This window comes from Actinomadura spongiicola (genome assembly GCF_003432485.1).
Taxonomy (GTDB): Bacteria; Actinomycetota; Actinomycetes; order Streptosporangiales; family Streptosporangiaceae; genus Spirillospora; species Spirillospora spongiicola.
The window spans coordinates 432,774-446,530 of sequence record NZ_QVNQ01000003.1; the positions used below are offsets into that span (position 1 = coordinate 432,774).

Annotated in this window: 12 protein-coding genes; all 12 read left to right on the forward strand. The window is 67.5% G+C overall.

What is annotated here, in order from left to right:
* Window positions 1-34 precede the first annotated feature (34 nt).
* The 12 genes from eccCa to D0T12_RS10790 all read left to right on the forward strand — a co-directional run bounded on the left by eccCa (window position 35) and on the right by D0T12_RS10790 (window position 13,752).
* Window positions 35-4,030 carry a type VII secretion protein EccCa gene (eccCa, locus tag D0T12_RS10735; protein ID WP_117399747.1) on the forward strand — a complete coding sequence of 1,332 codons (3,996 nt, stop codon included), beginning with the start codon at window positions 35-37 and terminating at the stop codon, window positions 4,028-4,030.
* Complete coding sequence (locus tag D0T12_RS10740) at window positions 4,027-4,389, forward strand: hypothetical protein (protein ID WP_117399356.1); 363 nt, start codon at window positions 4,027-4,029, stop codon at window positions 4,387-4,389. Before eccCa ends, D0T12_RS10740 begins: the two co-directional genes overlap by 4 nt.
* Entirely contained in the window at window positions 4,386-5,393 is a 1,008-nt protein-coding gene (locus D0T12_RS10745; RefSeq protein ID WP_117399357.1) for a DUF6177 family protein, read from the forward strand. Before D0T12_RS10740 ends, D0T12_RS10745 begins: the two co-directional genes overlap by 4 nt.
* A gap of 103 nt (window positions 5,394-5,496) precedes the next feature.
* Window positions 5,497-5,796 carry a DUF6507 family protein gene (locus D0T12_RS10750; protein WP_117399358.1) on the forward strand — a complete coding sequence of 100 codons (300 nt, stop codon included), beginning with the start codon at window positions 5,497-5,499 and terminating at the stop codon, window positions 5,794-5,796.
* Window positions 5,793-8,039, forward strand: a complete 2,247-nt coding sequence (locus D0T12_RS36990; RefSeq protein ID WP_117399359.1) for a DNA/RNA non-specific endonuclease — start codon at window positions 5,793-5,795, stop codon at window positions 8,037-8,039. The genes D0T12_RS10750 and D0T12_RS36990 overlap by 4 nt, the downstream gene beginning before the upstream one ends.
* Window positions 8,036-8,518 (forward strand): hypothetical protein, encoded by a 483-nt coding sequence (locus D0T12_RS36445; RefSeq protein WP_117399360.1) that lies wholly within the window; start codon window positions 8,036-8,038, stop codon window positions 8,516-8,518. Before D0T12_RS36990 ends, D0T12_RS36445 begins: the two co-directional genes overlap by 4 nt.
* A 159-nt stretch (window positions 8,519-8,677) precedes the next feature.
* Complete coding sequence (locus tag D0T12_RS36450) at window positions 8,678-9,121, forward strand: hypothetical protein (protein WP_158581464.1); 444 nt, start codon at window positions 8,678-8,680, stop codon at window positions 9,119-9,121.
* A 102-nt stretch (window positions 9,122-9,223) separates the two neighbouring features.
* Window positions 9,224-10,189 carry a hypothetical protein gene (locus tag D0T12_RS10770; protein ID WP_117399362.1) on the forward strand — a complete coding sequence of 322 codons (966 nt, stop codon included), beginning with the start codon at window positions 9,224-9,226 and terminating at the stop codon, window positions 10,187-10,189.
* Window positions 10,190-10,710: 521 nt separating this feature from the next.
* Window positions 10,711-11,001 (forward strand): YrhB domain-containing protein, encoded by a 291-nt coding sequence (locus D0T12_RS37375; protein WP_117399363.1) that lies wholly within the window; start codon window positions 10,711-10,713, stop codon window positions 10,999-11,001.
* Window positions 11,002-11,347: 346 nt separating this feature from the next.
* Entirely contained in the window at window positions 11,348-12,457 is a 1,110-nt protein-coding gene (locus tag D0T12_RS10780; protein WP_117399364.1) for a hypothetical protein, read from the forward strand.
* 54 nt (window positions 12,458-12,511) lie between these two features.
* The gene (locus D0T12_RS10785; protein WP_147339473.1) at window positions 12,512-12,889 is read left to right on the forward strand and encodes a hypothetical protein; all 378 of its coding nucleotides are present in this window, start codon (window positions 12,512-12,514) and stop codon (window positions 12,887-12,889) included.
* Window positions 12,886-13,752: a DUF6177 family protein gene (locus tag D0T12_RS10790; protein WP_117399366.1), complete on the forward strand. Its 867-nt coding sequence runs from the start codon at window positions 12,886-12,888 to the stop codon at window positions 13,750-13,752. The genes D0T12_RS10785 and D0T12_RS10790 overlap by 4 nt, the downstream gene beginning before the upstream one ends.
* Window positions 13,753-13,757 lie beyond the last annotated feature (5 nt).

Genomic DNA, 13,757 nt, shown 5'->3' on the forward strand with positions numbered 1-13,757 from the left:
CTGACGCCAACATGAACGTCGAGGAGTGACGGTCGTGACCATCCGGGTAGTCCATCGACCGGCCCGTACCATCCTGCCCCCTCCGGAGCCCGAGCCGCGTCTCATCGAGGCGCCGCCCACCCTCCCGGAGGAGGGCGCGCAGGGCAACCAGGTGCTGATGATCCTGCCCATGGTCGGGATGATGGCCTCGCTGGCGATCATGACGGTGCTGCGGAACCCGGCGTTCATGGTCTTCGGGGCGGTGCTGCTGGTCGTGGCGGTGCTGGCGGGCGCGGCGATGCTGCTGTCGCGGCGCGGGCAGGTGTCCCGGCAGCGCCGCGCGCAGCGGGAGCGGTATCTGGAGTATTTGGAGACGCTGCGGGAGGAGCTGGCGGCCTGGGAGGCGGCGGAGCGCGCACGCGCCCGCGTCTTGGACCCGCCGCCGGAGGCGCTGTACGACATCGTCCGCGACCCGACCCGGCTGTGGGAGCGCCGACGCCGCCAACCCGACTTCCTGCGGGTGCGGGTCGGTACCGGGTTCATGCCGGGCGCGCCGCTGGACCTCGGGGAGCAGGGCACCGCGCTGACGCCGACCGACCCGTTCATGCTCGCGGAGGCGCGGGCGGTGATGGACCGGTTCCGCAGCGCGCCCGACATGCCGCTGACCTTGCCGCTCGACATGGCGGGGAACGTCAGCGTGGTCGGCACGCGCCAGGACGTGCTGCGGCTGATGCGGGCGTTGCTGGCCCAGTTCGCGGCGTTCCACTCGCCGCAGGACGTGGCGGTCGCGGTGGCCTGCGGCGCCGACCGCGCCGCCGACTGGGACTGGGTGAAGTGGCTGCCGCACGTCCTGGACCGGCATCGCCACGACGGCGGCGCGCCCGTCCGGCTTATCGCGCCGAGCCCGCTGCGGCTGGCCGCGCTGCTCGCCGACGACCTGCGGGAGCGCACCGACTTCGCGGCCGAGGTGCGGCGCGGGCTCGGTCGCAGGGACTCCTTCCAGCTGCTGCGCAGGCTGCTGGTGGTGCACGACACCCACGGCGAGGTCGCCGCCGACCTGGTCCGCCCGGACGAGACGGTGCCGCCCGCCGACCTGGGGGCGACCATCGTCCATCTGGTGGCCGACCAGCGGCAGGAGCCCGGCGACGTGAGCGTCCGGATCCGGGTGGACGGCGACCGCGTCGAGGTGGAGGACCTGCGCGACCCGGCCGGGGCGGCGATGGCGGGAACGGTCGACGACGTGCCGTCCGGAATGCTCGTCGGGCTGACGCGGATGCTGGCGCCGCTGCGGCTGTCGCGCGAGTCGGCCGAGGAGAGCGCGGCCGAGGGCGGCGAGATCGACTTCACCGCGCTGTGGGGGGTGGACGACCCGGCCGAGCTGGACGTGTCGCGCATGTGGGCGCCGCGCAGCGAGCGCGCGTTCCTGCGGGTGCCGATCGGGCTGGACGACGCGGGCGAGCCGGTGGTGCTGGACCTGAAGGAGGCCGCGAGCCTCGGAATGGGGCCGCACGGGCTCTGCGTCGGCGCGACCGGTTCCGGCAAGAGCGAGATGCTGCGCACGCTGGTGTTGACGCTCGCGGCCACGCACCCGCCCGAGCAGGTCAGCATGGTGCTGGTGGACTACAAGGGCGGCGCCACGTTCGCGCCGTTCGCGGACCTGCCGCATGTGGCGGGCGTCATCACCAACCTGGAGGACGACGCCGGGCTGATCGAGCGGGCCTACGCGAGCCTGTCCGGTGAGGTGCAGCGCCGCCAGCAGTTGCTGCGCGACGCGGGCAACATCGCGAACATCGGGGACTACGCGTTCGAGCGGACGCGGCGGCCCGAACTCGCGCCGCTGCCGTACCTGCTGGTCATCATCGACGAGTTCGGTGAGCTGCTCACCGCCCGGCCCGACTTCATCGAGCTGTTCCTGTCGATCGGCCGGATCGGGCGCAGCATCGGCGTGCATCTGCTGCTGTCGAGCCAGCGGATCGAGAGCGGGAAGCTACGGGGCCTGGAGACGTACCTGTCGTACCGGCTGGGGCTGCGGACGTTCTCCGAGGAGGAGAGCCGGACCGTCCTGGACACCCCGGACGCCTTCCACCTGCCCGCGCTGCCGGGGTTCGGGTATCTGAAGGTCGACACGAGCGTGTACCAGCGGTTCAAGAGCGGGTACGTGTCCGGCCCGTACCGGGGGCCCGTGCAGACGGTGCAGGAGGGCGACAAGCGGCCGCCGGTGCGGGTGTACACGGCCTACAACGTCGCGGGCCCGCCGGACGCGTCGCGCGGCGCCGAACAACCGGATCCGGGCGCGGCGCTGCCCGAACGTTCCGCCGGTCCCCGGCTGCTGGACGTGATGGTCGCCGGACTCGTCCGGCACGGCCGCAGAATTCAGGACATCTGGCTGCCGCCGCTGCCCGCGCTGGTCACCCTGGACGGCGTCACCGGCCCCGTCCGGATCGACGACGACGGCATGCGCCTGCCGGTGCGGGTCGAGCCGATGCGGGTGCCGATCGGGCTGCTGGACGACGCCCGCCGCCAGTGGCAGGGCGTGTGGTACCTCGACCTGGCGTCGGCGGGCGGCCATGTCGCGCTGATCGGCGGCCCGCAGACCGGCAAGACGACGCTGCTGCGCACCCTGGTGCTGTCGCTGGCGCTGACCCACTCCCCCGCCCAGGCGGCGGTGTACGGGCTGGACCTGCTCGGCGGCGGGCTCCAGGCGCTCGCCGGGTTGCCCAACGTGGGCGGCATCGCGGGCCGCAGCGACCGTGAGCGCGTGCGCCGCACCGTCGAGGAGGTCCACGGGATGCTGGACCACCGCCAGGAGGTGTTCCGGCGGCACGGCATCGACAGCGTGCAACGGCTCCGGTCGATGCACGCGGCCGGGCGGGTGCCGGAGCTTCCGGCGGCGGACGTGGTCCTGGTCGTGGACGGGTTCGGCGCGATCCGCGCCGACTTCGAGGAGATCGACGAGATGATCACCGACGTCCTCACCCGTGGCGGCGGATACGGCGTGCACCTGGTGGCCGGGATGCTCCGCTGGAACGACGTGCGCATGTCGGCGCAGTCGATGTTCGGCCGCCGCGTCGAGCTGCGGCTGAACGACCCGGCCGACTCCACCGTCGAGCGGAAGCTGGCGCAGACGATCGGGGCGAGCCAGCCGGGCCGGGCGCTGACCGACGACAAGCTGTTCGCGCAGGTGTCGGTGCCCGCGCTGGGGCACGTCCCCGACCCGGCCGGGCTGGGCGCCGCGGTGGAGGCGGCGGTCGGCGCGGTCCGGTCGGCGTGGACGGGCCCGGTCGCCCCGCCGGTCCGGGTACTGCCGCACCGCCTGGACGCGGCCGAGCTGCCCGGCCCCGCCGAGCAACCCCACCTCGTGCCCATCGGGCTTGAGGAGCGTTCCTTCGAACCCGTCCTGCTCGACCTGTTCGGCACCGACCAGAACCTGCTCGTGCTCGGGGACGGCGGGTGCGGCAAGTCCGCCCTGCTGCGCCTCATCGCCAGGAGTCTGGTCGAGCGGTACACGCCCGAGCAGGTCGTGTTCGCGGTGATGGACCCGCGCCGCTCGCTGGGCCGGGACGTCGTGCCCGAGCCGTACCTCGGCGGGTACGCGACGACGCCGCGGGTGTGCACGGGCCTCGCGGCGGGCGTGGCCAAGGAGCTGGAGGGACGCATGCCCGAACCGGACGACGAGGACGCCGCGCCCGACGCCGCCACGGCCGGCCCGCGCATCGTGGTCCTCGTCGACGACTACGACCTGCTCACCACCGCGGGCCAGCAGCCGATGGCGCCGTTCGTCCCGTTCGTCCCCAACGGGCCGGACATCGGGCTGCATTTCGTGGTGACGCGCCGTGTCGCGGGCGCGAGCCGCGGCCTGTACGACCCCCTGGTTCAGTCGATGCGCGAGATCGGCACCGGCGCGCTCCTGATGTCCGGGGACCGTTCCGAAGGCCAGATCTTCCCCCGCGTCCACGCCGACCCGCTGCCCCCCGGACGCGGTAAGTGGATCAGGCGCGGTGAGGGTCCGCGGCTCGTGCAGGCGGCGCTGTCGAAGGAGGAGAACCCGTGACCTACGACCTGGTCGTGCTGACCAGACGTGCCCCCGACGTGCGCGCCATCGTGGACTCCATGGTGGACGCGGGTGAGACGCTGCGGGTGCGCGGCTCCGGCGACGGGGCGCTGATCCAGCTGTGCGACGACACGGACCTCCCCCTGGTGAGCATCGAGTCCGCGCAGCGCGTCGACGTCGCCGGGGAGGTCGAACGGCTGCTCGGCACGGCCGTCACCGCCGGGCTGACCGTCCCGTACTGGTGGGTGGAGGCCCGCGCGACCGGCGCCGACCCGCGGGGCCCGGAGGCGGCGAACCGGTTCGCGGACGCGATGGTGAAACGCCTCGGCGGCGCGGTGTGGCGTTCGGAGGAGCGATGACGGCGGTTCACCCGGCGGTCGACATCGTCACCCGCACGAGCGCCGTGGTGATCCAGGACCGTCCGCTCGTACCCCTGTCGAGCTGGCTCACCGACGTGATGGGACGGTGCGCGGCCATCGGCCAGGCCGTGCAGGTGCTCGCCCCGCACGACGCGCGGCTCACGCTGCCGCTACGGCTGGCGCTCGACGGCAAGGACACCCGTTGGGTCGTCCAGGAGCCGGACGACGGCTACTACGACGGGTTCAGCGGCCTCCCGCTCAGCTGGGACGGCTCGGCGTTCGTCCTCGACCGGGAGGCGGCGCCGCGCGGCCCGTCCGGCACGTTCCTCCGCGAACCGCCCGCCGACCTCGGCCACCATCTGGCGGTCAGCCTCCAGGTCGTCCACCCCGCCACCCAAGAACTGGAACTCGGCGGAACCGTGGAGCGGCTGGCCGAAACCCTGGCCGGTGAACGCCCGGCGTCCTGGGGAACGGCCGAGCCCGCCCTGTCACGCTGGTCTCCCGCAGCAGTAACGGAGCTGTGCCGCCGCCGCACCCCCCGCGCCACGTACCTGGTGTTCATGGGCCCGCACGGCACGGACGTCCCCGCCTTCGGTGGCACGGTCCGGGTCTCCCGGGTGACGTCCGGCGTCAAGGAGACGATCAGCTTCGCCGTGGCGCTGCCCCCGGGCGCGTCCCGTCCCCTGGACGACCTCGAAGGGCTGGCAGGCGTCCTCGCCCGCGACGGCTCCCTCAGCACGCTGGTCGCCCGCTGGTCCCCCGGCCGGACGGACCTGACGTTCCCGGCCCGCTGGTGCGGCCGCCCGCTGCCCCTCGCCCTCGCCGTGGGCCCCGCCGGCGTCGCGGAGATCGGCTCCACCCGCGCCACCGACTCCGGCGGCCACCCGATCGGCGACCCCGACGAGCCGGGCATGTGGTACCCGTTCGGCGACGACGACCCGGAGGCATGGAAGCATTTCGGCGACCTCCTCCGCACCCTCCAGGGAACGGTCAAACGCCCCTGACACAATGGGTATTGCGAACCGTCCAATTTCCATCTTTTCCCGCATTTGTCGTACTCGCCCCCTAGCGTGGACCTTGATCCGGTCGACGACTTTGGGGGTACGCATGACCGCGTGGGACATCGACCCGTTAGGGGTCCAAGGGGTGCTCAACCGGACGGTGTCGGCGTTCAGACCGATCGAGAAACACGTCAAGACTTTCGTGACCAGTTCCCGGGACGCGGCCGAGGCCACCGGCAGCCCCCGCGTCGCGCAGGCCCTCCAGGGATTCGTCCAGCACCACCAGCCGACGCTGACCGGCATCGCCCGCCGCACCAACCGCACCCTCCAGGCCGCCGCCGACGCCACCATGGCGTACGTGCACGGCGACGAGCAGATGGCCGCGCAGACCCCGGGCCGCCGATGATCGTCCCCGACGAGGTCCTCGGCATCATGGCCAAGGTCCACCCCGACGCGGTGGAGGCCGAGGCCCACGACTTACGCAAGGCCGCCACGGGCATCCGCGAGGCGGGCTCGGACGTCCACACCACCTGGCAGGGTTTATCCGCCTTCTACAAGGCCCCGGAAGCCGCCCAACTCTTCTCCGCGACCACACCCGTCCGCGACGAAAGCGCGATGTTCGCGGGCCGATTAGAGAAGGTCACGGGCGCGTTAACGACCTACGCGGCCGAGACACGCGTCATCAAGCACAAGCTCATGGACCTCTACATGCGGGCCGTGACCTTCGTGAACAAGACGTACGCCGAAAAAGAGGACTGGCAGAAGAACGAGGATCTCGTCCGCGAGAACAACGCACTCCTCGCCGCCGTCGACGCCCAGGCCATGGCCTTCCACAACGCGCAGGAAAGGGCCACCCACACCATCTACGCCGCCTACGGCGAAACGGCCCCCGCCCTCCCCACCGGCGGCGGCGACTCGGAACGCCCCTGGGGAACCCCCGAAGAGGCCGACCTCCCCTGGTACCACGACGCCTGGAACGGCGGCGTCTCCCTCGTCAAGGGCTTCTTCGGGGACGGCTTCTGGGGCGACGTGTCCGGCATCTGGGACCTGGTCACCTCCCCCGGCAAATGGGTCGAGTCCTACAAGAGCCTGATGGCGCTGACGCTGCCTCTCAACCCGATCGTCGCGCCTTTCGCGATGCTGGTCCCGTCCGTCCGGCGCAAGGTCCACGAAACCTGGAAGGGCTTCGGCAAGTCCTTCGTCGCCTGGGACCGCTGGAAACAGGACCCGGCCCGCGCCTTCGGCAACACCGCCTACAACGTCGTCACCTCGATCATCCCCATCGGCAAGGCGGGCAGCGCCGGAAAACTCGGCAAGTTCAGCCACGGCGCCTCCAGGGTCGGCGAGGTCGTCGACCCGGTCGGCCTCACCGTCCGCGCCTCCATCACCCTCCCCAAGGTCGCCGACATCACCGCCGCCCTCTCCGGCAAGATCGCCGACCTCACCACCGCCACCAAACTCAACGTCCACCGATTCGTCATCAAACCCGCCATCGACCTGAAGGCCTACGCCCTCAGCAAGACCGCGAACATCCCCGACCGCATCCCTGATTGGCTTCTACGCCAGCACGGCGCAGAAGCAGCGGCCCAAGTCCGCGCCGCCCACAACCCCGACCTGGTCGGCGCCCGCACCGGCCCGTCCGCCAACCTCCAGGACTCCCCGACTCCGACGCGCGAGGCCGGCACCAACACCGCCCCCACATCCGAGTCCCCCGCAGTCGCACACCGAACCAGCGGCTCCGGCACCTCGGGCTCCACCGTGAGCGGAGACATGCTGGTCGACGGCCCTCCCCCGTCGACCGGCTCCCCGCACCCGCCGGGCGGAGGAACTCCGGCGCATGGCGCTCCTCCGGACGGGGGCACACCTGAACTGCAAGAGCGAACGATCGAGGCGAATGACCGGCTTGCACCCCGAAAGACAAAACCGTTCGGTATCAACGAAAAGCTCGAAGGGGACACCAAATACATCGTCACCGATCGAGCGGGACGCGAACGCGGGATCTTCATCACAGACAAGGATGGGAAGATCACCGAGATACACACGAAGTCCGGTGAAAAAAGGAAATGGAACCCGGACCTTCGAAACCCGCTACCAAATGCTACGTACCACATTGACAACAACTGGGTCTTCCGCACCGACGATCAAGCGCGGACGGTCAGCGTCGAGGGGGACCTGCACTACCCCGGCTCCGAGGACGCGCGCCGCATGGCCTCGGACCAACGCAATGCCGGCTACGAAGGAAGCGATGAGTACCGTAGGCTGAACAAGCAGATCACGGACAACTTCGAAGCCGAGCATGGCCGCCCTCCCCTCGAACACGAGGTTAAGCTTTACCACCGGGTCAACTGGAACGGCGGCCACCTCATCGGAACCGCATTCGGAGGTCCCGGCGAGCGAATCAATCTGGTGGGCATGCTGGAAAAGCTCAATCAGGCCCAGAAGGGGACCACCCCACTCAACAACTACAGGAAGCTGGAAAGCTACTTCATCGCCCTCCTGGACGGCACCAAACCGCCGAGGATACGCATTGCCATCGAGGTCGACTATTTAGCGAACAGCAGAGTCCCCACAGGAATCGCCGTAATACACAAGGTCGGCAACCTTCCATTACGGAGAATCGCCTATGATAACATGCCATCCTTCGAATGACCATCGATCGATTGGAGCGGATCATGACCCGTAGGGGTGGGATGTCGCCCGAGGAACAGCAGCAGATTCTGCGCGAGGTCGGCGGCGCCCTTCTACAGGTGGTTCCCGCCGACTGGACGGAGATACACTATACGATGGGAGTGACGGCAGAACTGACCAGCACTCAACTCGAAGCCGTACTCGAAAACGGAGAGGTCATTGAAATCGCCCCTCCGAACTCGCCGCAAAAGAAACTACGGGAACTGCGCGCCGGAATGTACCAGCCAGGCAAAGGCACATGGTTTTCCGCACGGTATGTAATCCAGCGCCCTACCCGATACAGCGTCGACTTCGACTTCGACAACGAACCTGATTTCGGAATGGACATCGGTTTTCAACCGGTACCCCAGACGTACACCAATGACCTGAAGGTCTTCCCGCGCGACGACGACCACATTCCCACCTGGCTCCGGCAAAAGATCAACGAGGCGGAAGAGTGAGCGGGCAACCGAACCGGAATGTCGCATCAGGACGCCCCCAGTCTGTTCTCAGACAGTGACGCACCAGCCACCTCCATCACAGTGGGATACGCGCGCCCGGACACTTCTACCGGGAACACGGATTACCGCCAGCGATAATTGGCCACAGAGAGCAGTCCTGTGGTTAACATAGATCCCATAACACCATCAGAACAAGAAGCCGTCCTGCGAAACGTTGGCAGCGAGATACTCGCAGCAGCACCAGTCGGATGGACCGAACTAGGCTTCCGATTGGTCGCAACCGCTGAATTGGCGAGAAATAGTTTCGAGGCGAAGTTGGAAGACGGTTCCACTGTCCACCTAAGCGCGCCAGACACACCACGAAGAAGACTTCAAGAACTGCGAACCAAAATGTACACACAAGGCAAGGGAACCTGGTTCACGGCCGAGTATGTCATCGTTCGCCCGGGCCGATACAGTGTCAACTTCGACTACGACAACGAACCGAACTTCGGCTTCGAGATCGATCCTCTCACGTACGCCAACGAGATGAAGTACTTTCCTCGCGACGAGGAGTACATCCCCACCTGGCTCAGCCAGAAGATCAACGAAGCGGAAGAATAAGCGGGCAACCGAAGCCGTAAGCGCATTAGGATACCCCCAGCGTGTTCCCGGGCGACGCGACGAAACACGAGGCTCTTATCGATGCCAGACAGGAGGTCGCTGGTGAGCAGCACCGTCGGCATCTACCTCGCGGCCGCGAAAGATGCATCAGCCGTCTCCCATCGCATTGCAATGGCGCTTCGCGCACCCGGATACTTCTACCGAGAGCATGGATACACTTACACGATCAGCTTGACGCCATTGCTCCATGGTTCCGGAGTCGCGACGCTGTATCTCTCCGACAATGACTGGGACGAAGACGAACCGTATCTGTGCGCCGCGTTTCAAGCGTACAACTATGAGCTCACCATCGAGCTGGGCAATGTTCCCGCCTCCCTCCGAGGCGAAATACTGGAACGCCTCGGTCGGCTGATATTCGACCACTTGATGAAGCTCGGGTGTCCGCTCGCTTTCGGTGACGATACGAACATTGTCGCCGACTATCTCCCCGGCCGCGGAGTGAGGGAATTCCCTGCGGACACATCTTGGGACAAGCGAGATCGGGACACCTGGTACGAGCCGGCTCTTCACAGCCCGGACGCGGAACTCTCACCGAGTCACGATCGGCCGACTCCGCCCAGCGGCTCCATGTCAGTTTTCGAGACGGACGGGCTCATACAAATCGTGCCGCGCGTACGCGACACGACTGATCGCAGTCACGCTGTGGCTCCTGTGGCGTCCATGCGCGGAAGCGTGGACCCGTTGGTGTTCGGACGCACCTTGGCGGAGGCCCTCAGCAGCTCAGGGCAAGTCGATCTCGTCGAGGGAGTGGACCCCTGGTCATGGGTGACCGGTACTTCTCGTCTTAACGTCGAGCAGTTCTCACGGTCCGCGGTGTCGGTCGACCTTGAGTTGACCGGTCAGTCACTCATCGCGATCCCGCGCGTTCCGTACCTTGGATCGACTACGAGTATCGCGCAGGGGACGTCAGTCGATGAGTTGGCGGTAAACGATTCCCGATCTTGGGACGATCAGGCCATAGGAGAGACCATACTAAATCTGATCAATTCTGTCCGACTGGGGAGTTGAACTGAACAATAAGGCAAGTTTTCTGAAATCTTCGTAAAGCGGAGCGAGGACACCGCGTGCAGGAAGTCGATAAAGCAACTCTTCCGAAACCTCGAACGGATGGCCCAATTTGCTACACGGTAGGGGTGACCGTGGAGTTGGCCAGCTTGATGCTCCCTGCTGCTTCCATGTCGAGGTCCCCGAGACCCAGGAATACTAGGCCGTGATGAGGAGGGCAGTGACCTAATGAGCGGGCAGCCAAAGCGGTTTGTGAGTCGTCGTCCCTGCCCGATCCCCTGAGTGCTGTTCGGTACGTTCCTGCGGCACTAAGTGGAGAGGTGATCGGCTACCTATACACGGGAAATCTGAATCAGCCGCTGGTTTCGTTCGGTGGCGGGAGGTGATGGACAGGGCGCGTCTCGGGGCCACGCGGAGGCCGATGCCGCCCGGGTATACCGTGTTGCGATGACCGGGCGCACGCCCTGCGGGAGCCTGCCGGGATTCCGGACCGGACAAAGTCTCGATGAGAGCGGAATTCGTCAATGGATATTGAGCGAGCCAGAGAGATCGCAGTGGCATACCTTGCTGGTTTCGCCTCGTCCGCCCGTCCGCTGGCACTGTTCGAGAACGACCTCGCTGAGGACAAGGAGTGGTGCTACGTCTTCCCGTGGAACACGGCGAAGTACGTCGAGACCCGGGTGCCTTCGGATTCCATGGGCCCTGGGGCCGGGCCGGTCGTGCTAGTGAAGTCCACTGGCGCAGTGTGGATGCTGGCCAGTAGCCCGCCCTTCGAGGAGCAACTGGCCGAGTATCGCCGGGCGCATTTAGTATAGGATAGGCGAGACAGTACCCATGCACGGAAAGGCAGGCCGCGAGCACCACGGTTGAGGTTTACATCGCCTATCCGGGGACATGCCCGCCCGTCGCGGCGGATTGCTGTATTGCTGGGCGCATCCGGGGCCTTCGAGAAAAAGGCTAAACAAACATGATCTCATAAGCGGGCGGCCAAAGCGGTCCAATTCATCGTACCTGACCAAGCCGTTGGGGGTGGTTCGGCATGTGCCCGTGACGCTCAGAGGTGAGGTGAGGTGAGGTGATCGATGCTTCCCGCCGCATCTACGCCAAATCCTGGAGACCAGGAAAAACGAGCTGCGATGAACGAGGGGGGCTGGTGACCTCATGAGCAGGTGGCCGAAGCGAGTCGAGTCGTCGTACCTGCCCGATCCCCTGGGTGCTGTCCGGTACGTTCCGGTAACTCTCAGCGGCAAGGTGATCGGCTATCTGTATGCGGGTAAGTCAGAATCCGCCGCCGGGTTCGTTCGGCGGCTGGAAGTGATGGACATGGCGTTTCACGCGCCCTGGGTCTGGTCGAAGCGTTTGACCGAAGCCCGTACAGCCGGGCTTGAAGCACTGGAGGCGCTACGGAAGTGGCGGGGTGCGCCAGAAGATCCGGAAGGCGGAGCGATCGCCGCAGACGCGCCTGAGGACGAGGCGGAGAGCCTAGATGCGCTGGAAGAACTGGCTAACCCTGGCTACGTGGACCCGCTCAAGGACTTTTTCGCCCAAGAGCCGACCTGGCCGGACGGTACTCCCATTGACCGAAGGAAGGGCTGGGGGCCACTGTCGCCGATGAAAGTTCCGGAGACGAGCTATCCGGCGTCGACCGATGGGCCAGTGCGGTACTTCCCCGTCGTCCTTCAGGGCAAGGTGGTCGGTTACCTGTGGGCGTCGGTGAGCGATGACGCGGCACATTGGCAGGATCGCGGGGATGCCGGAGCGCTCGGCTACAACGCGGGCGTGCCGTGGGTGATGCGGTTGCGTGAGGCGGGCGCGCAGGGATTGACACCGTTGCAGGCGTTGCGCAAATGGAAGGGTGCGCCCGAGGATCCTCGTGGCGGAGCGATTCCGGCGGATGCCGAGGAGCGGGAGGCGCCGAGCCTACGGGCGCTTCAAGAGTTCACTGGTGACTATGCCGCGTCCACCGATCAGGCCGTGCGGTATTACCCGGTCCGGCTTCATGGGAGGACGATCGGCTATCTGTGGGCGTCGGTGCCCGACGACGCGGCGTCCTATCTGCCCCGACCCGATGCGGGAGCCGACGGGGAGAACGCACGAATTGTGTGGGAGCAGCGGTTGCACGAAGCGGTTCTGGACGCGCTCACGCCGTTGCGGGCCGTGCGGAAATGGTGCGGCGCCCCAGAGGACCCGCGCGGCGGCGCCATTCCCGGGGAGGGCGAGGAGCAGCTGGCACCCAGCCTTCAGGCCCTGGAGGACATCGCGAACGAGTAGGTGAGGGGCTGAGCGTGGCCGTTGTCTTGGGTGGTTCGGTGTGAGGGGGTGCAGATGACTAAGGATGTGGTGGCGTTGGTGGGCAGCGAGCCGGATTTGGGGGCTGTGGTGGCGGGGATGGTGGCGGCTGGGAGTGAGTGGCGGGTGGAGGGGGTGGCGGACGGTGGGGCTGTGCGGTTGTGCGATGAGGATGGGCGGGCGGTGGTGACGATCGAGACACCCGTTCTGGTGGAGGTGGCCGGGGAGTTGACCCGGTTGCTGGGGCCCGAGGTCGGGGAGGTGGAGACGCCGGTGTGGTGGGTCGAGGCGCGGGGGGACGAGTTCAGGGCCGGGTCGGAGGTGGTGGCGTTGCGGTTCGCGGCTCGGCTTGTGGAGCGGCTCGGGGGCAAGGTCTGGGTCGGTGACCCGGAGTACGTCAGGGACGTCACGTGATCGACGTGATGGCGGAGCGGGTCGGGGTGGTGATGCAGAACCGGCCCGTGGTGGCGTTGTCGTCGTGGACGGCGGAGGCGATCCGGGTGTGCGCCGAGGCGGGTAAGGGGCTTCAGGTCGTCACGCCCGCGCATTCTCGGTTGACGTTGCCGCTGCGGCTGGCGCTCACTGGGCCCGAGTGTCGTTGGGTGGTGACCGATCCGGCGGGTGGTTACTACGACGGGTTCAATGGCGCCTCGTTGGCTTGGGACGGTGGAGCCTTTTCGCCGGATGGCGGGACCGCCGAGGCTTTCAAGGAGGCGGGTGCGGATGGGACGCAAATCGTTGTAGACGCGACCGTCCGGCACACGGCGTACGACACGTTGAGCGTCGGGGTCGTCGCGCAGGTGATGTGTGAGGAGCTGGGCGGGGCTCCGCCGGAGGGGTGGGGGACGTCGGAGCCGGCGGGGATCGCGTGGGATGTGGAGCGGCTGACGGAGTTGTGCCGTGACCGGGCCCCGCAGCCGACATGGTTGGTGTTCGTGGGAGAGGGGGTCGTCGGGACGATGACGGTGCGGCGGACGACGTCGGGTGTGCAGGAGACCGTCACCGCGGGGGTGGGGCGCGAGGTTGACGTGCGGGGGCTCGTGGAGCGGTTGGACGCTGGGTTCTCGCTGGTGTCGGTGGTGGCGCAGAAGGTGCCGGGACGGGCCGACCTCACGGTGGAGCCGCGGTGGTCGGGGCCGCCGGTGCCGGTCGGGATGGCGGTCGGGCCGGAGGCGCAGGCGGAGGCCGGGATGCCCGTCACCGGCAGGGCGGACTGGGTCGAGCTGAGCGCCGGGCCGGAGGGGTGGGCGGAGTTCGCCCGGATCCTGCGAGGGTGAACCCC

Bases quoted from the DNA above. Each gene is read 5' to 3' on its own strand.
- D0T12_RS10785 (WP_147339473.1), top strand. From the start codon at position 12,512: ATGACTAAGGATGTGGTGGCGTTGGTGGGCAGCGAGCCGGATTTGGGG.
- D0T12_RS10750 (WP_117399358.1), top strand. From the start codon at position 5,497: ATGACCGCGTGGGACATCGACCCGTTAGGGGTCCAAGGGGTGCTCAAC.
- D0T12_RS36445 (WP_117399360.1), top strand. From the start codon at position 8,036: ATGACCATCGATCGATTGGAGCGGATCATGACCCGTAGGGGTGGGATG.
- D0T12_RS36990 (WP_117399359.1), top strand. From the start codon at position 5,793: ATGATCGTCCCCGACGAGGTCCTCGGCATCATGGCCAAGGTCCACCCC.
- D0T12_RS10780 (WP_117399364.1), top strand. From the start codon at position 11,348: ATGAGCAGGTGGCCGAAGCGAGTCGAGTCGTCGTACCTGCCCGATCCC.
- D0T12_RS37375 (WP_117399363.1), top strand. From the start codon at position 10,711: ATGGATATTGAGCGAGCCAGAGAGATCGCAGTGGCATACCTTGCTGGT.
- D0T12_RS10745 (WP_117399357.1), top strand. From the start codon at position 4,386: ATGACGGCGGTTCACCCGGCGGTCGACATCGTCACCCGCACGAGCGCC.